Raw genomic sequence first — 20386 nt, 5'->3', positions numbered from 1 at the left:
AATTTGTGCACAGCAACGGCGAAGCGCTGACCTTAACAAGATGTAAGGCAGAGTCCGTGGACGATACCCAGCGGAAACGCAGGATGAAAGGGGAAGAGACAGCGGCCCGCGGCCTTAACCACGCCGCTCCGTGGCGAGCACCGGCAGCATCAGCAGAATGCTGACGACGAGCACGGCGGAGGCGAGAACGCTGGGCGCGGTAAAACTTCCCGTCGCCTCGGCAATCCAGCCGGCGGCAAGCGGCCCGACGATCTGGCCCGTCCCGAAAGCGGCCGTCATCAGCGCAAAGGCGCGACGCGGGCTCGGACCCGCAAATTCCCGGCCGAGCTGTAGCCCGTAAGCAGTGATGACCATGAAGGTCAGCCCCAGGAGCAGACCACCCATGAGCACACCGGACACGGGCGGCAGCATCACGGAGGCGAAAACGCCGACGGCTTCCACGGCAAGAACGATCACGAAAGCACGTTTCAGCCCCTGCGCCCTCAATAGCGGCTTCCAGAGGAACAGGGATACCGCAGCGGCGCAGCCGGTGATGAACCAGGCGAGGAACTCCACGAAAACACCGGCTGCTGCCATGCGCGCTATCGCCACGATGAAGGTGGCTGTGATGACATAACCGAAGCCAAAAAGACCGTAGGCCAACGTCGTCAGGAAAAGCGGTCGTGTCCAGCTGAGCGGCGGTTCCGCCACCGCGGAAGCATGCCGCGGCGGGCCTGCCGGCAATATCCTGAAGACGAGCATAAAGGTCAGGAAGGAGAAGACGGCGCCGGCGATCCATTCCTCCCACCACGAGGCGCCACCCCCATCGAACACGACACCGATGAGATAGACCGCAAGCGAGGAGATTGCGATCCCCGCGCCAACGCCACCATAATGCAACGCCTGGATATTGTCCCTGCCGGCCTTGACGGCATGGCCGATGACGATCTGCGAGGTGAAGATCATGGTCAGCGCACTGGCGATACCGGCGAGAAACCGGATGACTGTGAAAGCGGCGACGGAATTGAAAGCCGCCATCGCAAACAAAAGCGCTCCGGTTGCAAAAAGGCCGCTCAGCGCCACCAGCCTTTCCCGTCCCGAGCCCCATGAATAGGCCGCGAGAACCGCACCCGCCAGATAACCGGCAAAATTACCAGCCGCCACGATCCCCGCATCCCCCGCAGACAGGGGCACGTTCGCCATCATGCCGGGCAGGATCGGCGTAAAGGAAAAACGGCCGAAGCCCATGGCGGAGGCCATCATCAGCGCACCGGCGAAACCGAGCGCTGTCAGATGTCTGGCGGAAAGTGGCTTGTCGATGCTCATGCATGGCTTATCGCAACGCGGAGGATAAGGGACAAGCGAGTTATTTTGATCGGCGTTATAAGCGGTCGTTATCGGTCAAGTGGTGAGCATCGAGGGTGCCGCGTATTTCCTCTCCCCGCCAGGGAGAAGGTGGCGAAGGGTCGGATGAAGGGGCCAGGTTGCCGGATTTCGGAGAGCTTGCCCCCTCATCCCGCTGCCGCGGACTTCTCCCCTCGGGGAGAAGAAACAAGCGGCACGCGCCCGCTCCGACAGCGAAAACGAGGCGGCAAAGGAGACGTCGTCAGTCCGCGAGCGTCAGGACCAGCGGTCCGTTCTTGGTCGCGACCACGGTATGCTCATACTGTACCGTCGGCGCGCTTGGATCGCTGTAGAGCGTCCACGGATCATCATCGCCGTCTTCCGCCCAGTAAGCCCCCGTCGAAAGAAATGGCTCGACAGTGAAGACCATGCCTTCCTGCATGATGCGTCGCTCATCCTTGTCCGGCCAGGTCGCCAGTTCCTTCGGCTCCTCGTGCAGCGAACGGCCAATGCCATGGCTCGCCAGATTGGTGATCAGCGTGTAGCGGTTTTTCTTGGCGAAAGCGCCGATGGCATTACCGATATCGGCAAAGGGACGGCCGGTCTTCACCTGCTGCAAGCCTGTCCACATGGCGCGCTTGCCATCGCGGCACAGCCGCTCGATTTCCTTTTTGACCGGCGGCACGGCGAAAGACGAACCCGTGTCGCCGAAAAAACCGTTCTTCACGGCCGAGACATCGATATTGACGAGGTCGCCCGCCTTGATAATGCGCGCTCCCGGAATGCCGTGGGCCACTTCCTCGTTGACGCTGATGCAGGTCGCACCGGGAAACTTGTAGCAGAACTCCGGCGCCGATTCCGCATCGTTATCCTCGAGCACCTTGCGGCCGATGGCATCCAGTTCGGCCGTGGTGATGCCCGGTTCCAGCGCATCCGCCATGGTCTGCATGGCAACGGCGCATATACGGCCGATATCCTTCAGCATGACCAGTTCTTCGTCGGTGGAGATAACCATATGTCTTTCCGTCATTGTGAATGGCGGGTCTCGTGGCGCCCGCCTTGGTAATCATGAGGCCGTGGCTTTCACCGGATCGGCGCTCCCCGTCAATTCTTTTCTGACGATCGGAGCGACTTTCGTACCATAAAGCTCGATGCCGCGCATGATCTGATCATGTGGCATCAGGCCGATGGCCATCTGCAGCAGGAAGCGATCATTCCTGAATACCCCATGCGCCTTGATGATCTTTTCTGCCACCAGCTCCGGCTCGCCGAGAAAAAGATTGCCTTCCGGGCCACGCGCTGCATCGAAATGGGCGCGGTTGGTCGGCCCCCAGCCGCGCTCGCGGCCGATGCGGTTCATCACCTCCGCCTGCGGCCCGTAAAACTGATCGGCCGCCTTGTCGGTGGTATCGGCAATGAAGCCATGCACGTTGATGCTGGTGCGCAGTGTCGTCTTGTCCTGACCGGCCCGCCGGGCAGCCTCGTGGTAGAGATCGAAGAGCGGCGCGAACCGGCGATATTCGCCCCCGATAATGGCGAGCGCTACCGGCAGCCCCATGGCGCCGGCGCGGGCGACCGATTGCGGCGTGCCGCCAACGGCGATCCAGACAGGCAGACGTTCCTGCAGCGGTCGCGGATAAACGCCCCGACCGTTGATGGCCGGGTGCTTGGTGCCCGACCAGGTGACGATTTCCTGTTCGCGCAGCGCCAGCAGCAGATCGAGCTTTTCGGCAAACAGCACGTCGTAATCTTCCAGATCATAACCGAACAGCGGATAGGATTCGATGAAGGAGCCGCGCCCCGCCATGATCTCGGCACGGCCGTTCGACAGGAGATCGACGGTGGAAAACTGCTGGAACACGCGAACGGGATCATCCGAACTCAGCACCGAAACGGCGCTCGTCAGACGTATGTTCTTCGTCTTCACCGCCGCCGCAGCAAGCACGGTGGAGGGCGAGGACACAACATAGTCCGGGCGGTGATGTTCGCCGAGCCCGAACACATCGAGACCTACCTGGTCGGCAAGTTCGATTTCCTCCAGAAGCTCCCTGAGCCGGCGCGCGCCTTCCGGCCCCCGGCCATCGGCGGGGTTCGGGTTGACATCCGCGAAAGTGTAAAGACCGAGTTCCATGAACATACCTCTGTTTGCCTGTCCGAGAGATAGGGACTGAGGCCCCCGCAGACAAACGCATAATATGGAAGTTTAGCTTCGAAAAAATGGATGGGCGCCGCCGGATCCGTGTCCTGTGACCCCGGACAGAAATGGCGATTGCCAGCCTGCCTTCTTGGGCATACGCTGGTTAAATATGTGCGAAGTAATGCAAAAAGGGGAAAGCATGCATCGGACAGTTATCGTGACAGGCTCCACGAGCGGCATCGGCCTTGCCATTGCCCAGAGATTTGCAAGGGAGGGCGCAAATGTCGTGCTGAACGGTTTCGGCGACGAGGACGAGATCGAAAAACTCCGTCTGGTGCTGGAAGCCGAAAGCGGCGGGCGCGTGCTTTACCATCCCGCAGACATGACGAAACCGGACGAGATCGCCGATCTCATCCAGTCGTCGCACGATAAGCTCGGCTCGGTCGACGTGCTCATCAACAATGCCGGCATCCAGCATATCGCACCCATCGAGGAGTTTCCGACGGAAAAATGGGACTGGATCATCGCCATCAATCTGACCAGTTCCTTCCATACCATGCGCGCCGCGATACCGCTGATGAAGAAGGCTGGCAAAGGCCGCATCATCAACATTTCCTCGGCCCATGGCCTCGTCGCCTCGCCGTTCAAATCGGCCTATGTGGCCGCAAAACACGGCATCATGGGCCTGACGAAAACGGCGGCGCTGGAGCTTGCGCAGACCGGGGTTACCGTCAACGCCATCTGTCCCGGTTATGTGCTCACCCCGCTGGTGGAAAAACAGATACCTGAGATGGCCAGGGTGCGTGGCATCAGCGAAGAGGCGGTGAAGAACGACGTGATGCTGGAATTGCAGGCGACGAAGCAATTCGTCACCGTCGATGATGTCGCGACCGCGGCCATATTCCTGGCCAGCGACGCCGCCAGCAACATCACCGGCACGCATATTTCCGTCGACGGTGGATGGACGGCACAATAATCGCCAATTTTTCTTTCCATTATGGAAAGAATGAATTGCCAAAACGGAAATCGATATGCCCGCCGGGGCGTGCATAGATGAACAACAAGAAACCGGCTCGGCGGCCGGACAAAAAGCAAGGCATTGCATGAACGACGCGATCAGCTTCATCCTCAACAGCGAAACGATCTCGCTTAGGGATTTCGGACCGACAGACACGCTTCTCGATTACCTCCGCATCAGCAAGCGGTTGACCGGGACCAAGGAAGGCTGCGCGGAAGGCGACTGCGGCGCGTGCACGGTGCTGGTCGGGCGGCTGCTGGACGGTTCGCTGCGTTATGAAAGCGTCAATGCCTGCATCCGTTTTCTGGGCTCGCTGCACGGCAGCCATATCGTGACGGTGGAGCATCTGGCAGCCCGCGACGGCACGTTGCATCCCGTGCAACAGGCCATGGTGGATTTCCACGGCTCGCAATGCGGTTTCTGCACGCCGGGCTTCATCATGTCGCTTTACGGCCTCTGGCTGACCAGCGAAAACCCCGGCCGCGCCGATATCGAGAAGTCGCTGCAAGGCAATCTCTGTCGGTGCACGGGTTACGAGCCGATCGTAAAGGCCGCCGAAAAAATCGCTGCCGCCCGCCCGAGCGCCCTGTTCGACCCGCTGCAACGGGACCGCACCGATATCATGGCACGGCTTTGGGCGATCCGCGAAAACGAGACGATCACCATCGTCAGCGGCGAAGACCGCACCATAATTCCGGCAACGCTTGCTGATCTTACCGAAATCTACGCCGCGGAGCCGAAAGCGACCATCGTTGCCGGCTCAACCGATGTCGGCCTGTGGGTGACGAAGCAGATGCGGGCGCTGAACCCTGTCATCTTCATCAACAATCTCGGCGACCTGCAGACCATCACGGTGGGGGAAGACGGTATCACGCTCGGCGCGGGCGTCACCTACAGCCAGGCCTTCAAGACCATCGCAGAGCATTTCCCGCCGCTTGCCCGGTTGTTCGATCGTCTCGGCGGCGAGCAGGTGCGCAACATGGGCACCATCGGCGGCAACATCGCCAATGGCTCGCCTATCGGAGATACACCGCCGGCGCTGATCGCGCTTAACGCGACGCTGACCCTGCGTTCTTCCTCGGGAAACCGCAGCCTGCCGCTGGAAAGCTATTTCATCGATTACGGCAAACAGGACCGGCTGAGCGGCGAATTCGTCGAGAAACTCTTGATTCCGTTCCAGAAGCCGGAAAGCCACTATGCCGTCTACAAAATTTCCAAACGCCGCGACGAGGATATTTCCGCGCTGTGCGGAGCGTTCAATCTGACGCTTGATGCTGAGGGCGCAGTCGAAGACATCCGCATCGCCTTCGGCGGCATGGCCGGTACGCCGAAACGCGCTGCACATCTGGAGGCGGCGCTTCTCGGTAAAGCGTGGTCGCAGGACACGATTGATGCCGCGCGCGATGCGTTGGATGAGGATTTCACCCCGCTGACCGACTGGCGGGCGACCGCCGAATATCGGCAACTGACGGCCAAGAATTTGCTGACACGGTTTTTCCTCGAGACAGCAGGGGAAAAGCAGGAACTTGCCCGCTTCTCGCTGGAGGAAGCTTGAACCATGGACACCACAAGCTTCGACAAGACCAAGACCGAAATCGACGGCCCGATGCACACCTCGCTCCGGCACGATTCCGCCCACAAGCACGTGACGGGCAGCGCCGAATATATCGACGATATGCCCGAACCCGCGGGCCTCATCCACGGCGCGCTGGGCATGGCGGACCGTGCCCACGCGGAAATTGTGTCGATAGACCTCTCCGAGGTCGAAGCCACACCGGGCGTTCTCTGGGTGATGACCGGTAAGGACGTGCCCGGCGAAAATGACATTTCCTCCGGGGGCCGTCACGACGAGCCGCTGCTTGCCGAAACAAAGGTGGAATTCCACGGCCAGCCGATCTTCGCGGTCTTCGCCGAGACGCGCGATATTGCTCGCAAGTCCGCCCGGAAAGCAAAGATCACCTATAAGGATCTGCCGCATTTCACCGACATCGATACAGCGATTGAAAATGGCGGCGCGCTCGTCATCGATCCGATGACGCTGAAGCGTGGCGATGCGAAGCTGGAAATGGATGTCGCGCCACGCCGCCTCACCGGCACGATGCGGATCGGCGGACAGGAACATTTTTACCTCGAGGGCCACATCGCCATGGCGGTGCCGGGCGAAGACGATGATGTGACGGTGTGGAGCTCCACCCAGCATCCGAGCGAAATCCAGCACATCGTCAGCCACATCCTGCAGGTGCCATCCAATGCCGTCACCGTGCAGGTGCGCCGCATGGGCGGCGGTTTCGGCGGCAAGGAAACGCAGGGCAACCAGTTCGCCGCGCTCTGCGCCATCGCCGCCAAGAAGCTGAACCGGGCCGTGAAAATCCGGCCGGACCGCGACGAGGACATGACGGCAACAGGCAAACGCCACGATTTCCGCGTCGATTACGAGCTGGGCTTCGATGACGAGGGCCGCATCCACGCCGTCGATGCCACCTATGCCGCCCGCTGCGGTTTTTCCTCCGATCTATCCGGCCCGGTCACGGACCGCGCGCTGTTCCATGCGGATTCCAGCTATTTCTATCCGCATGTGCACCTCACCTCGCGGCCGCTCAAAACCCACACCGTCTCCAATACCGCCTTTCGCGGTTTCGGCGGCCCGCAGGGCATGCTCGGCGCGGAACGATTTATCGAAGAAATCGCCTATGCCGTCGGCAAGGACCCGCTCGATATCCGCAAGCTGAATTTCTACGGCGAGACCGGTTCCGGCCGCACCACGACGCCCTATCATCAGGAAGTCGAGGACAACATCATCGCCCGCGTTGTCGAGGAGCTGGAGACGTCAAGCGACTATCGCGGACGACGCGAGGCGATCATCGAATTCAACAAAACCAGCCCGGTCATCCGCAAGGGCATTGCGCTCACCCCTGTCAAATTCGGCATCTCCTTCACCATGACCGCCTTCAACCAGGCCGGAGCGCTGGTGCATATCTATAATGACGGCTCCATCCATCTGAACCATGGCGGCACCGAAATGGGCCAGGGCCTTTACACCAAGGTGGCGCAGGTCGTGGCCGATGCCTTCCAGGTGGATATCAACAGGGTGAAAATCACCGCCACGACCACGGGCAAGGTGCCGAACACGTCAGCCACCGCCGCCTCGTCAGGCACCGACCTTAACGGCATGGCCGCCTATGACGCCGCACGCCAGATCCGCGATCGGCTGATCAAATTCGCCGCCGAGAACTGGAACGTGCCGGAAGAGGAAGTCGTCTTCCTGCCGAACCGGGTCCGCATCGGCCTTGAGGAAATCGCCTTCAACGACTTCATCAAAAAGGCCTATTTCGCCCGCGTGCAGCTTTCCGCCGCCGGTTTTTACAAGACGCCGAAAATCCACTGGGATCGCGCCGCCGGCCGTGGCACGCCGTTTTATTATTTCGCCTATGGCGCGGCGTGCTCGGAAGTATCGATCGACACGCTGACCGGTGAATACCTGATGGAACGTACCGATATCCTCCACGATGTCGGCAAGTCGCTCAACCCGGCCATCGATATCGGCCAGATCGAGGGCGCCTTCGTGCAGGGCATGGGCTGGCTGACCACGGAGGAATTGTGGTGGGACGGCAAGGGGCGGCTGCGCACCCACGCGCCTTCCACCTACAAGATCCCGCTCGCCTCCGACCGGCCGAAGAGCTTCAACGTCAGGCTGGCGGAATGGTCGGAAAATGCCGAACCCACCATTGGCCGCTCCAAGGCCGTGGGCGAACCACCCTTCATGCTGGCCATCTCGGTTCTCGAAGCCCTCTCCATGGCCGTCGCTTCCGTGGCCGAATACAAGGTCTGCCCACGCCTCGACGCGCCAGCGACGCCGGAGCGGGTGCTGATGGCGGTGGAACGGTTGAAGAAGGTTTGAGGGAGGACGTACCCATGCGGCCAAGCCCCCTCATCCGTCCCTTCGGGCCACCTTCTCCCCGTCGGGGAGAAGAAAGATGCCGCATCGCCTCACCCTTCCTGCAAGCACGTAAGATGGACGGAGCCAGTGCTCCGGGTTTCTTCTCCCCGTCGGGGAGAAGGTGGCGCGCAGCGCCGGATGAGGGGGCCAGCCCCAATGCCTGACGCCTCCCTCTCCACTTTCCTCGCCCGCTACACCTCCACAATCCTCGTGGAAATCGAAGCCGTGAAAGGCTCGTCACCGCGCGAGGCCGGCACCTTCATGCTGGTCAGCCAGGAGGCCATCTGGGAAACCATCGGCGGCGGCCAGTTCGAATATATGGCGATAGACCATGCCCGCGCCATGCTGCGCAGCGGTGTTGCCGAAGACCGCATGGATATACCGCTTGGCCCCGAAATCGGCCAATGCTGCGGCGGGCGCACCCTCCTGCGCTTTCGGCTGGTCACGGCGGATATTGCCGCCGCGCTTGAGGCAAGGCAGAAGGGCGAAGCTGAGCAGCAGCCCGCCGTTTTCATTTTTGGTGCCGGCCACGTGGGCAAGGCGCTGGCTGAGGCCCTGTCGCTGCTGCCCCTGACCCTGACCGTGGTCGAAACACGCGAAAACGAACTGCGCGATCTTCCGTCGGCAGCGGCGTCCATACTCACCCCCATGCCGGAAGCATTCGTTCGGAAAATCCCGGCAAATGGGGCCGCGGTCATCGTTACCCACGATCATGCACTCGATTTCGTGATCGCGAAGGAGGCGCTCGCCCGCAACGATCTCGCCTATGTCGGCATGATCGGCTCGAAGACCAAACGCGCTACCTTTGCCCATTGGCTGGAGCGGGAAGACGAGCCGCCTTCCCGCCTTGCAAAACTCATTCTGCCCATCGGCGGCAGCAGCGTCAGGGACAAGCGTCCCGCCGTTATAGCGGCCCTTGTGGCAGCCGAGTTGCTTCAAGCATTTTCCGCTGCCGAAACCCGCCGCAGCGGTAATCAATACGGCCATCCTCAAGGCCTAGATCTCGCTTGAGCGCGTCCGGCAGGCTTTCATCCGCCAGATTGTCGGGTTGGAGGCTCTCTAGGATAAACCGTTCCGCTGTCCGCAGGCCCGCGCGCAGGCGGGACCACGCGCGCAAGAGTGCTGTGCGCATGTTCGTCTCCGTTCAAAAATGTCAGAAGCTCAGTTGATGAATTGCGCTAAAAATGCTCTGATTTCCGAATTAAAACCAATGAAACCTTCGGCAATTGGCATAAAGAGAACTTATCCATGAAAATGTCACGCCAGTTCCCCCTGAATGCTCTGCGGGTGTTCGAAGCCGCCGCAAGACACATGAGCTTCACCAAGGCCAGCGAGGAATTGGGCATGACGCAGACGGCAGTCAGCTATCAGGTGAAACTGCTGGAGGAGAATATCGGAGAGCCGCTCTTCATAAGAAAGGCGCGGCAAGTCTCGCTGACCGAGGCTGGAGAAAAATTAGCGCCGAAAGTTGCGGAAGCCTTTAATACCTTAAAGGAGGCTGTCGATAGCGTGCGCGACGCGCCCGACGCAACGCTGACAATCCACTCAACCGCCACCTTTGCGTCGCGCTGGCTTTCGCGGCATCTGGGCGCTTTCCAGCTTGAACATCCCTCAATCGCGGTGCGGCTTGATACATCGAGCTCACTGATCGATTTTTCCCAATCAGACTGCGATGTCGCCATTCGCTGGAGCAAAGATAACGGTAAAGGGCTGATCTACCATCAACTGCTGCGCGGCGTTTATACGCCGATGCTGCATCCTAGTCTTGCTGACAGCATCGGCGGATTGCACCGTCCGGAAGATCTGCTGCGCCTGCGCATCATTGATCCCGGCGATATCTGGTGGAGCCAGTGGTTTCAGGAAGTGGGCGTTGAAAATCCCGGTCTCGACCGTTATCCCCGCAGCCGTCTCAATGTGCAGGCCTTCGAGGCCGCAGCGGCGATCGCCAGCCAGGGCGTCGCCATGCTCACCCCGGAACTCTATGCCGATGAGATTGCGCTCGGCCGCCTTTATCAACCCTTCGAGCATCTTAGCAGCGAGGGCAAGAACTACTGGCTGGTCTACCCCGAAAACCGCCGGAACATTCGCAAGATAAGGCTGTTCCGCGACTGGATATTGAAGCGGATCGAAGAATGTCGTCCGCACCAGCCGACTCAATACCCCATATCAGGCGCATAAAAACACCGCGGCGTATCCTCATCCGGAAACAGACAGAGGTGGTACTCGCCGTCTTCGGATCGACGCGCCTGACTCTGGGACCAGTTGAACACGTGGCGCCGCGTGACCATGCGGTGATCGCCGGGCGCAAGCGAGACCTCGTAACCATCAGACGTCACCCGAACGCTGCGCGTCGGGATCATCTGGCAGTCGCCGGTTTCGGCATCGCCATTGCAGCAGTAGCTCTCATATTTGAATCCCTTGTGGGATTCATGGGCAAGCGCGGTGGCGCTGAATGCAAAAAGCAGAAAAAGAACCGTCAGAACAAGGCGCATCGGCACGGTCTCCGTTGAGAACAACGGCGGCAGCCGGAAGATCATTGCGTCCCTTAATTTAAAATCTCATATCACTCACACCCGGACACAATGGCACCGGGAACTGCGACACCTGCCCCCTGATCTGCTCCGCCCAGGGTTCGCAGCGCCCGCTTTCGGAAGAACCGCCAGCGAAACATGTCATGGGATCCGCGCATCGACGCGAGAGTCCACAGCCTCATATTCTAGCACATCAGCAGGCTGCACACAGGATCATAGCTGAGTCGCCTTAGCCAGCTAAGCACAAACTCGACGACAGGATAGACCGTTTCCAGCTTTCGAGGGCTTGATCGCCAAGCCGGAACGGACCGGCCCAGGATTGCAGACACAACCGCGTTGCATTGTGAACAATCTCTGCCCGGCCTCTGCTTTCCCCTTCCCTAAAGGCCAAATTTCTCGCAAGGTGCGCTGCACAAGGATCAGGGGAACCGCATGTACGAATACGCCATTGCGTGGGAATGGATGGCCTTTGCCGTCCGCTGGCTCCACGTCATCACCGCCATCGCCTGGATTGGCTCATCCTTTTATTTCATCGCGCTCGATCTCGGGCTGGTCAAACGGCCGCATCTGCCGCCCGGGGCCTATGGCGAGGAGTGGCAGGTGCATGGCGGCGGCTTTTACCACATCCAGAAATATCTGGTCGCCCCTGCCCAGATGCCCGAGCACCTGACATGGTTCAAATGGGAAAGTTACGTCACCTGGCTTTCCGGCTTCGCCATGCTCTGCATCGTTTATTATGGCGGGGCGGACCTGTTCCTCATCGACCATTCCGTACTTGATCTCACCCAGTTCCAGGCCATCGCCCTGTCACTGGCATCGCTCGCCATCGGCTGGCTATTTTATGATTTCCTCTGCAAGTCGCCGCTCGGCAACAACACCTGGGGCCTGATGGTCGTGCTTTATGTCGCGCTGGTGGCGATGGCATGGGGTTACACGCAGGTCTTCACCGGTCGCGCCGCCTTCCTGCATCTGGGCGCCTTCACCGCCACCATCATGTCGGCCAATGTGTTCTTCATCATCATCCCCAACCAGAAGATCGTCGTCGCGGACCTGATCGCCGGGCGAACGCCGGACCCGAAATATGGCCGCATCGCCAAGCAGCGCTCGCTGCACAACAACTATCTGACGCTGCCCGTCATCTTCTTCATGCTGTCGAACCATTATCCGCTGGCCTTTGCCACGCAGTTTAACTGGATCATCGCAGCGCTGGTCTTCCTGATGGGCGTTACCATCCGCCACTGGTTCAACACCACCCACGCCCGCAAGGGCAAGCCGACATGGACGTGGCTTGCGACCGCCCTCATCTTCATCGTCATCATGTGGCTTTCCACCGTGCCGAAGGTGCTGACCGGCGAAGAGGAAGAGAAGGCCGCCACCCTCTCACCCATGCAGCAACAATTCGTCAGCGATGCCCATTTTACCAAGGCGCGTGACGTGGTTCAGGGGCGCTGTTCCATGTGCCATGCCGCCGAGCCGGTGTGGGAAGGCGTACCGTTCACACCGAAATCGGTGAAGCTGGAAACCGACGAACAGATCGCCGCCCATGCGCGCGAAATCTATTTGCAAGCCGGCCGCAGCCATGCCATGCCACCCGGCAACATCACCGCCATCACCCCGGATGAGCGCAAGGTGCTGACCGCCTGGTATGAAAGTGCGGTTTCCGGGGCCGGAAAAGCCGAAGGAAAGACTGAATGAGCCTGGTTCTGCTGCGTGGCCGCCTGCTGAGCTTCCGCCGCGCGCCGCTCGCAATCGACGATACGCAAAGCTATCTCTATATCGAAGATGGCGGCCTGCTTTTAGAAAACGGCAAGATCGCCGCCATCGGCGAATACGCCGATATCCGTAAGACAGCACCCGAAGACGTCGAGGAAAAGGACCACCGGCCGCATCTTATCGTGCCCGGCCTCATCGACATGCACCTGCATTTCCCGCAGATGCAGGTCATCGGCTCCTATGCCGCCAACCTGCTGGAATGGCTGAACACCTATACCTTCCCGGAAGAATGCCGCTTCGTCGAAACCGCGCATGCCAGGCGCATCGCCACACACTTCTACGACGAGCTTCTGCGCCACGGCACGACAACGGCCGCCGCCTACTGCTCCGTGCACAAGACCTCTGCCGACGCCTTCTTCGCGGAAGCCATGAAGCGCAACATGCTGATGGTCGGCGGCAAGGTGATGATGGACCGCAATGCCCCGCAGGGCCTGCTGGACACGCCGGAAACCTCCTATGACGAGACACGCCACGTCATCGCTGACTGGCACGGCAAGGGCCGCAACCACGTCGCCATCACCCCGCGCTTCGCCATCACTTCCACGCCGAAGCAGATGGAAGCAGCACAGGCGCTGGCGCAGGAGTTTCCCGATCTTTTCATCCAGACGCATCTGTCTGAAAATCTGGACGAGATCAAATATACCTGCGAGCTTTACCCTGAAGCGACCGACTACACCGACATCTATGTGCGTTACGGCCTGATGGGCAACAAAACCCTTCTCGGCCATGCCATTCATTTGTCCGATCGCGAGGCGGACGTGCTGTCGGAAACCGGCGCGGTGGCAGTGCATTGCCCCACATCGAACCTCTTCATCGGCTCCGGCCTCTTCCCGATGAAAAAGCTGCAAAGGCGCGAAAATCCTGTTCGTATCGCCGTCGCCACCGATATCGGCGGCGGATCGAGCTATTCCATGCTGCGCACCATGGACGAGGCCTACAAAATCCAGCAATTGCTGGGCGAACGTCTTAACCCGCTGGAAAGCTGGTATCTGATGACCCGTGGTAATGCAGAAGCGCTCTCCATGGTCGACCGCATCGGCACGCTGGAGGCCGGCACGGATGCCGACATCGCGGTGTTGAACGCCTTCTCGACGTCAGCCATGGCCCTGAAGATGGAAGTGGTGAAAAGTCTCACGGAAGAACTGTTCCTGATGCTGACCATGGGCGACGACCGCACAGTGGTAGAGACCTATGTGGCCGGCCAGCCGATGAAGAGCGTGCTGGCATAGTTCGGCTGCGGCCGAAACATAAAGCTGCTAACTCGTTTACATCCGTCACATATTGGATCGAGCGTGTGCCGCCTCTTTCTTCTCCCCGCCGGGGAGAAGGTGGCCCGAAGGGTCGGATGAGGGGGCAACGTTGCCGGATTTCGGAGAGCTTGCCCCCCTCATCCCGCTGCCGCGACCTTCTCGCCGGGGGGGGGGAAGAAACAAGCGGCACTCGCTCGCTCCACATGATTGCCTGACGCCATTTCGGCCGAATGCGAATGACCTCTGGAGTGCCCGGTGCCGAACCTAGACACAACCACCCTGCTGATGATCCTCACAACATTCATCGTTGCCGGCATCGTCAAGGGCGTGACCGGCATGGGGCTGCCGACTGTTGCCATGGGCGTGCTCGGCCTCTTCATGCCCCCGGTCATCGCCGCCGGCCTGCTCATCCTGCCCTCGTTCATCACCAATATCTGGCAATTGCTGGCCGGGCCTGATTTCCGGGCCATCGTGAAGCGGCTGTGGCCGATGATGATCGCCATTGCGCTTGGCACCCTCATCGGTATCCGGCTGATGACGGCGGGCACCGGCGTCTGGACCACCTCAGCGCTCGGCCTGTGCCTCGCGGTTTACGCAGCCTACAGCCTGCTTGCCAGACCGATCTCGATACCGGCAAGGCTGGAACCAAAACTCTCCCCCATCATGGGGCTGGTGACGGGCCTTCTGACCGGCGGCACCGGAATTTTCGTCGTACCCGCTGTGCCCTATATCCAATCGCTGGGTTTTAGCCGTGACGATCTGGTGCAGGCACTCGGCCTTTCCTTCACCATTTCCACCCTTGCACTTGCCGCCGGTCTTGCTTCTCAGAATGCTTTTCATGTCGAGCATCTGTCGCTTTCCGCACTCGCCGTCCTGCCAGCGCTTCTCGGCATGTGGCTTGGCCAGAAAATCCGCCATATCGTTAGCCCGGCGACATTTCGGCGCTGGTTCCTCATCTGCCTGCTCGTGCTTGGCTGCGAACTATCCCTGCGCGCTTTTTGGTGAAACACGAACGACGATTTCGATGTCGCAACCGTGCTATTCATGTTAAGTGAAGCCATCATTCAAATGTGAAGGCTTTATCCATGGGCAAAATCCTGACCATAGCTGACCTGAAAAACCAGGCGCAGCGCCGTGTGCCGAAAATGTTCTTTGACTATGCCGATAGCGGCGCGTGGACGGAAAGCACCTACCGCGCCAATGAGGATGATTTTGCCAAGATAAAGCTGCGCCAGCGCGTGCTGGTGGATATGACCGACCGATCGCTCGCCACCGAAATGGTCGGCGAGAAAGTCTCTATGCCGGTAGCGCTTTCCCCTACGGGCCTTACGGGCATGCAGCATGCCGATGGCGAAATGCTGGCTGCCAAGGCGGCGGAGGAATTCGGCGTGCCTTTCACGCTCTCCACCATGAGCATCTGCTCCATCGAGGATGTGGCCTCCGTCACTTCGAAACCCTTCTGGTTCCAGCTTTATGTGATGAAGGACCGTGACTTCGTCAACAACCTCATTGACCGCGCCAAGGCCGCCGGGTGCTCGGCGCTGGTGCTGACGCTCGACCTGCAGATCCTTGGTCAGCGGCACAAGGATCTGCGCAACGGCCTCTCGGCCCCGCCGAAATTCACCCCGAAACACATCTGGCAGATGGCGACCCGGCCCAAATGGTGCCTGGACATGGCGCGGACCAAGCGCCGCAGCTTCGGTAACATCGTCGGCCACGCCAAGAACGTCTCCGACCTCTCGTCGCTCTCTTCCTGGACGGCCGAGCAGTTCGATCCGCGTTTGTCCTGGAAAGACGTTGAATGGATCAAGGAACGCTGGGGCGGCAAACTTATCCTCAAGGGCATTCTTGACGAGGAAGACGCCCGCGCTTCACTCGATACCGGCGCCGATGCCATCATCGTCTCCAACCATGGCGGCCGCCAGCTCGACGGCGCGCACTCCTCCATCGCAATGCTGCCGAAAATCGTCGATGCCGTTGGCGACAGGGTCGAGGTGCACATGGATGGCGGCATCCGCTCCGGTCAGGATGTGCTGAAGGCCGTGGCGCTTGGCGCAAAGGGCACCTATATCGGCCGGCCCTTTCTCTATGGCCTCGGTGCGGATGGCAAACAGGGCGTGACGACAGCGCTCGAGATCATCCGCAAGGAAATGGATGTCAGCATGGCGCTCTGCGGCAAGCGGCTGATTACCGATGTGGATAGCAGCATTCTGGCGTGATGTCAGAAGGGCAGAACTTCCGGCATGGCAACCACAGCTCGCGGACCTCTCTACGGTCATGCCGGACTAGATCCGGCATCCAGCCGCGGCGCGTCTGCGCCGCGAAAGAGTCTCTCGCGATCAAAGACTTGATCGCGCCGGATCCCGGCTCAAAGCCGGGATGAGGCGGTTGGTATAGCCTTCGCGCTACACCACCCAGCCCCTCAATGCCCGACCGTTTTCGAAAACACGTTCACGATCACCACGCCGGTGATGATGAAGCCGAGGCCGATGACGGCGGCAATATCCAGCGTCTGGCGGAACACGAAATATCCGATGCCGGAAATCAGCACGATGCCAAGCCCGCTCCAGATCGCGTAGGCCACGCCGACCGGCAGCGCCCGCAGCGTGAACGACAGAAGATAAAAGGCTGCACCGTAAAGCAACGCCATCAGCACTGTCGGCACCAGCCTGGTGAACTGCTGCGATTGCTGCAGGAAGGAGGTGGCGATTACCTCGCAGACAATGGCTGCGACAAGCGCGCCATAAGTGAAGACCGCGGTATTCATCGTCACGTATCCTTCTTCGTCTGGGCGATCATCCGGGCCCTCAGAGCCGCCCTGTCGCCACCCGCTTTGCCGTCGTCGGCCAGCAGATCGGCAAACCAGATGCCGTCGGCAGCCAGCCGCACCATCTCCAGTACCACCCCGTCATCCGTTTCTTTATGACGGACAAGACGACCCTCGATCCAACTGTTCCACATGCGTCGAAGCGACGGTTCGCCGACCATCGAAACGGAGATCGCTGCCCATTGCCGACCCGAATCCCTGCCCCGATCAGAGAAAACCGCGTTTACATAGGCCCGCGTGAAGCTTCCAAAAGCTTCACGATCCTGTGAGATGAGCGCATCGATCTCGTTGTCCAGCGCCGCCAGAAGGTCAGTCATGACGGCTTCGAGCAGCACCTGCTTGGAAGGAAAATGGTGAAACAGCCCGCCCTTGGTCACTCCCGCCGCATCCGCCACCGCCTGCACGGAAAGTGCTGCAACCCCTTGTTCAGCAGCAAGTTTCGCCGCGCAATCGAGTAGATTGCGGCGCACCACCTCAGGCTGCTTCTTGCGTTCATGAGCGTTTGTCATGTCAAAAACATACCGGATGGTTGGTTTCTTTTCAAGGAAATTGTGAGGGTAGCTGTCGGGTTGAAATTCATACTTAATTAAGCATGAAAGCGATCTCTAAAGTTTTAGCGGTTTTGTTGCCGGAAAGTGTCAGTAAAACTTTGCCCAGCGCGGCGATCGAACAAAAGGGGTGAACTATGTCGGGAATGATCAAACGGGGAATGGCGGGTGCCTGGATTTTTGCACTCGCCTTCTTTTGCGCGATCCTCTCGCTCCATGCGTCGCCGGCGCAGGCGGGCTATGCCCATTTCATCATGGACGCCAATACCGGCAAGGTTCTGGCCGCCCGCAATGCCGATGTGCTGAACCACCCCGCCTCGCTCACCAAGATGATGACGCTTTACCTGACCTTTGAGGCGCTGCATGCCGGCAAACTTCGCTGGGACCAGAAGATAACCATGTCCAAGAATGGGGCATCGGTCATCCCCTCGAAGCTCTATGTGCGTCAGGGCCAGACCTTCACCGTGCGCGAAGCCGTCTACGGCATGATCGTCAAATCCGCCAATGACATGGCCGAAGGTATGGGCGATCACCTCGGCGGCTCCGAGGCACGGTTCGCCGAAATGATGACCCGCAAGGCCCGCCAGCTCGGCATGACCAAAACGGTCTTCCGCAACGCGTCCGGCCTGCCCAACAAGTCTCAGGTGACGACGGCACGCGACATGGCGAAGCTCGGTCTTGCCTTGCAACGGGATTTTCCCAAAGAATACAGCCTCTTCGCCACGCAATCCTTCAATTTTCGTGGCAAGCGCATCCGCGGCCACAACAATCTGATGTATCGTTATCAAGGGATGGACGGCATCAAGACCGGCTATACCAACGCCTCCGGCTTCAATCTCGTCAGTGCAGTCAATCACAATGGCCGCCGCGTCGTCGGCGTCGTGCTGGGCGGCAAGACCGCGCGCAGCCGCGATGCCCAGATGGCTGCACTTCTCGACAAGGCCGTGCCGCAGGCATCGAGAGGCCGCAACACCGAACAGCTCGTCGCCAGTGCCAATGTCAGCCGCACCTTCGATGTTGCCGCCGCCGTGCCGCCGGCTGTCGTGCCGCTGCCGATGTTCGCCGAGCGCCGGGCAGATCCGGTTGCCATGCAGATTGCCACCGCAAACGCCGATGTGGCGGACATGATGCAGGTCTCGGCCATCCCGCGGCCTGCTCCCGCCGCGGCCCCTTCCGGCCAGCGCAGCCGGTGGGAGGTGCAGATCGCCGCCACCGACAGCGAAGCCGCCGCCCGCTCGCTGCTCGCCAATGCGCGCTCCAATATCGGCAACTATTCCGGCATCGCCCCCTACACTGAAGCCGTGCAGAGCGGATCGGCGACGCTCTACAGAGCCCGCTTCACCGGCTTCGAAGACCAGTCCTCAGCAGTCTCCGCCTGCAAGGCGCTGAAGGCACGCTCTTATGCATGTGTGGTGATGACCAGTGAGGGGTGATCCCTAGCGCTTCAGCCAGCCGTTTTCCAACGCATCGGCCAGATAAGGAATACCGTTGACCCGAGCCATTTCGGACATGGCCAGGTTGTCGTAACGGATATTGCGGAAATAGACCTGCCAGCCGCGTGCGGTTTCTTCGAGAACTGCATAGGTGGCAAGCGGGTGACCGGCCTCAACGTGGTGATCGAAAGGCGTATCGTCCCTCCACCCAGGACAGCCGACGCTGCCCGGATTGACGATCAGCCGGCCATCTGAAAGCTGCACGGCGCGTGGGATATGGGTATGGCCGCAAAGCATCAGCGGCTGCGTGATACCCTCAGCCATGGATTCGATTTCGGCCAGAGGCCGCAATTTCAGGACACCTTCAGGGGACAGCGTTTCCAGCCAATATTCCAGATCGTCACGGGGCGAACCATGACAGCAATAAGCGACGTCCTTGAACACCATGCTGAACGGAAGAGTTTGCAACCAGTCCCGGTGCGCAGTGCTCAGCTGCGCATGAGCGGGCCTTTCCCAGCTCCCCATCTCCTCCGGCGCCCGCTCGATCAGTTCCCGGTCGTGATTGCCGCGGATGCTGGGAATCCAGTTGCCGACCAGCACGTCGCCGGTAAAACCGGCCTCCAGCGGACCGCTGAAACAATCGCCGAGATTGACAATGTCCTCGATACCGAGCCTGGCGATATCCTCAAGCACCGCCTCCAGCGCGGCGCAGTTTCCGTGAATATCGGCAATGGCGGCAAAGATCATCGGTGTCAGCTTCCTCGATAGGTGGAATAGCTATAAGGCGAGAGCAGCAAGGGCACATGGTAATGACCGCTCTCGTCGGCAATGCCGAAACGGATCGGGATAATATCGAGGAAGGCCGGCTTCGGAAGCACGACACCCTTTCCTCGCAGATAATCGCCGGCATGGAAAACCAGCTCATACTCACCGGCCCTGAAACTGTCGCCAACGAGCAGCGGCCCGCCATCGACACGGCCGTCGCCATTTGTCTGCACCGTCTTCAGCTTGTCACGGCGATCACCGGAGAGCCGGTAGAGATCGATCACCAGCCCCTCGGCAGGCGTGCCGTGCGCGGCGTCGAGAACATGGGTTGTCAGACCGGTCATAGGCTGGGCTCCGCGATTACATAGGGCCTGTCGAAAAAATACTCTTCCAGATTGTTGCCCGGCCCGTCACGGTCGGCAACCAGAAAATCCGAAACCGCCTGCAACGGCATCAGCGGATAGTGCCAGACATTGCGGCGGTAATTCACGCCCTGATCGCCCCGCGCCAGAAACACCCGAGGCCGCCCCGGCCGGCCGCCATCGTCTTCGGCAACGACCACGAGGAAGGGCCGGCCGGAAAGCGGCGAAAAACTCTGGCTGCCGAGCGGATGCCGCTCCATCATCTCGATTTCATGCGGAAAGGCGCGCGGCTGCCCGCGGAAGATATTGAGGATCACACGTGCCCCCTCGCCTGCCGCCTCCGGCGCTGCGAGCGCATGATGCCGCTCCGTCTGGCCGCCGTTGATGTACCGCATGGAAGAAGGTGTTGTTTCGATCACGTCGCCGAAGGACGCAAACGCCTCCTTGGTAAGAGGTTGTATGTTGAGAAAATCAGTCAAATG

General features: G+C 60.2%; 19 protein-coding genes. 10 read left to right on the top strand and 9 right to left on the bottom strand.

The genetic code is table 11. The annotated features are described in order from the left end of the window. Positions 1-114 precede the first annotated feature (114 nt). From WA845_RS06165 to WA845_RS06155, 3 genes are all read right to left on the bottom strand, one after another. Positions 115-1305 carry a YbfB/YjiJ family MFS transporter gene (locus WA845_RS06165; RefSeq protein ID WP_112554145.1) on the bottom strand — a complete coding sequence of 397 codons (1191 nt, stop codon included), beginning with the start codon at positions 1303-1305 and terminating at the stop codon, positions 115-117. A 280-nt stretch (positions 1306-1585) separates the two neighbouring features. After that, positions 1586-2338 carry a type I methionyl aminopeptidase gene (map, locus tag WA845_RS06160; RefSeq protein WP_004443083.1) on the bottom strand — a complete coding sequence of 251 codons (753 nt, stop codon included), beginning with the start codon at positions 2336-2338 and terminating at the stop codon, positions 1586-1588. 51 nt (positions 2339-2389) lie between these two features. Beyond that, a complete protein-coding gene (locus tag WA845_RS06155) occupies positions 2390-3454 on the bottom strand; it encodes an LLM class flavin-dependent oxidoreductase (protein ID WP_004443085.1) in 1065 nt (354 codons plus the stop codon). Positions 3455-3659: 205 nt separating this feature from the next. Between WA845_RS06155 and WA845_RS06150 the strand changes: the two genes are divergently transcribed. The 5 genes from WA845_RS06150 (at position 3660) to WA845_RS06130 (ending at position 10593) form a co-directional block, all read left to right on the top strand. Further along, positions 3660-4436, top strand: a complete 777-nt coding sequence (locus WA845_RS06150) for a 3-hydroxybutyrate dehydrogenase (RefSeq protein WP_006699412.1) — start codon at positions 3660-3662, stop codon at positions 4434-4436. Between the two features lie 127 nt (positions 4437-4563). Further along, positions 4564-6033, top strand: a complete 1470-nt coding sequence (xdhA, locus tag WA845_RS06145) for a xanthine dehydrogenase small subunit (RefSeq protein ID WP_278066944.1) — start codon at positions 4564-4566, stop codon at positions 6031-6033. A gap of 3 nt (positions 6034-6036) precedes the next feature. Further along, complete coding sequence (gene xdhB / locus WA845_RS06140; protein WP_337322230.1) at positions 6037-8376, top strand: xanthine dehydrogenase molybdopterin binding subunit; 2340 nt, start codon at positions 6037-6039, stop codon at positions 8374-8376. Positions 8377-8571: 195 nt separating this feature from the next. Then, positions 8572-9426 (top strand): xanthine dehydrogenase accessory protein XdhC, encoded by an 855-nt coding sequence (xdhC, locus tag WA845_RS06135; protein ID WP_162719154.1) that lies wholly within the window; start codon positions 8572-8574, stop codon positions 9424-9426. 237 nt (positions 9427-9663) lie between these two features. Continuing rightward, on the top strand, positions 9664-10593 hold the full coding sequence (locus tag WA845_RS06130; protein WP_112554151.1) for a LysR substrate-binding domain-containing protein: 930 nt from the start codon (positions 9664-9666) through the stop codon (positions 10591-10593). On the opposite strand, the gene WA845_RS06125 is transcribed toward WA845_RS06130, so the two are convergent. Continuing rightward, the gene (locus WA845_RS06125; protein WP_006699610.1) at positions 10569-10907 is read right to left on the bottom strand and encodes a hypothetical protein; all 339 of its coding nucleotides are present in this window, start codon (positions 10905-10907) and stop codon (positions 10569-10571) included. The genes WA845_RS06130 and WA845_RS06125 overlap by 25 nt on opposite strands. Positions 10908-11378: 471 nt before the next feature. On the opposite strand from WA845_RS06125, the gene puuD reads away from it, so the two are divergent. From puuD to WA845_RS06105, 4 genes are all read left to right on the top strand, one after another. Then, complete coding sequence (gene puuD / locus WA845_RS06120) at positions 11379-12641, top strand: urate hydroxylase PuuD (protein WP_112554153.1); 1263 nt, start codon at positions 11379-11381, stop codon at positions 12639-12641. Further along, positions 12638-13948 (top strand): guanine deaminase, encoded by a 1311-nt coding sequence (gene guaD / locus WA845_RS06115; RefSeq protein ID WP_112554155.1) that lies wholly within the window; start codon positions 12638-12640, stop codon positions 13946-13948. The genes puuD and guaD overlap by 4 nt, the downstream gene beginning before the upstream one ends. Before the next feature lie 306 nt (positions 13949-14254). Next, the gene (locus WA845_RS06110) at positions 14255-14974 is read left to right on the top strand and encodes a sulfite exporter TauE/SafE family protein (protein WP_077987360.1); all 720 of its coding nucleotides are present in this window, start codon (positions 14255-14257) and stop codon (positions 14972-14974) included. Between the two features lie 80 nt (positions 14975-15054). Then, positions 15055-16188: an L-lactate dehydrogenase gene (locus WA845_RS06105; RefSeq protein WP_162719336.1), complete on the top strand. Its 1134-nt coding sequence runs from the start codon at positions 15055-15057 to the stop codon at positions 16186-16188. A gap of 203 nt (positions 16189-16391) precedes the next feature. On the opposite strand, the gene WA845_RS06100 is transcribed toward WA845_RS06105, so the two are convergent. Together WA845_RS06100 and WA845_RS06095 are read right to left on the bottom strand one after the other, a co-directional pair. Next, the gene (locus tag WA845_RS06100; RefSeq protein WP_112557355.1) at positions 16392-16736 is read right to left on the bottom strand and encodes an SMR family transporter; all 345 of its coding nucleotides are present in this window, start codon (positions 16734-16736) and stop codon (positions 16392-16394) included. 2 nt (positions 16737-16738) lie between these two features. Beyond that, entirely contained in the window at positions 16739-17305 is a 567-nt protein-coding gene (locus WA845_RS06095; protein ID WP_112557356.1) for a TetR family transcriptional regulator, read from the bottom strand. Between the two features lie 200 nt (positions 17306-17505). On the opposite strand from WA845_RS06095, the gene WA845_RS06090 reads away from it, so the two are divergent. Beyond that, entirely contained in the window at positions 17506-18777 is a 1272-nt protein-coding gene (locus tag WA845_RS06090; RefSeq protein WP_244455643.1) for a D-alanyl-D-alanine carboxypeptidase, read from the top strand. A gap of 3 nt (positions 18778-18780) precedes the next feature. Here the strand turns inward: WA845_RS06090 and WA845_RS06085 are convergent, their stop codons facing one another. From WA845_RS06085 to WA845_RS06075, 3 genes are read right to left on the bottom strand one after another with little or no spacing between them, the layout of a single operon-like run. Continuing rightward, positions 18781-19524, bottom strand: a complete 744-nt coding sequence (locus tag WA845_RS06085) for a metallophosphoesterase family protein (protein WP_112557358.1) — start codon at positions 19522-19524, stop codon at positions 18781-18783. A 5-nt stretch (positions 19525-19529) separates the two neighbouring features. Further along, entirely contained in the window at positions 19530-19886 is a 357-nt protein-coding gene (uraH, locus tag WA845_RS06080; protein WP_037089711.1) for a hydroxyisourate hydrolase, read from the bottom strand. Further along, positions 19883-20383, bottom strand: a complete 501-nt coding sequence (locus WA845_RS06075) for an ureidoglycolate lyase (protein ID WP_004443111.1) — start codon at positions 20381-20383, stop codon at positions 19883-19885. Before WA845_RS06075 ends, uraH begins: the two co-directional genes overlap by 4 nt. Positions 20384-20386: the final 3 nt, after the last annotated feature.

The sequence above is a fragment of the Agrobacterium sp. CMT1 genome, assembly GCF_037203725.1.
Classification (GTDB): Bacteria; Pseudomonadota; Alphaproteobacteria; order Rhizobiales; family Rhizobiaceae; genus Agrobacterium; species Agrobacterium pusense.
This window is presented reverse-complemented; position numbering and strand designations above follow the sequence as displayed.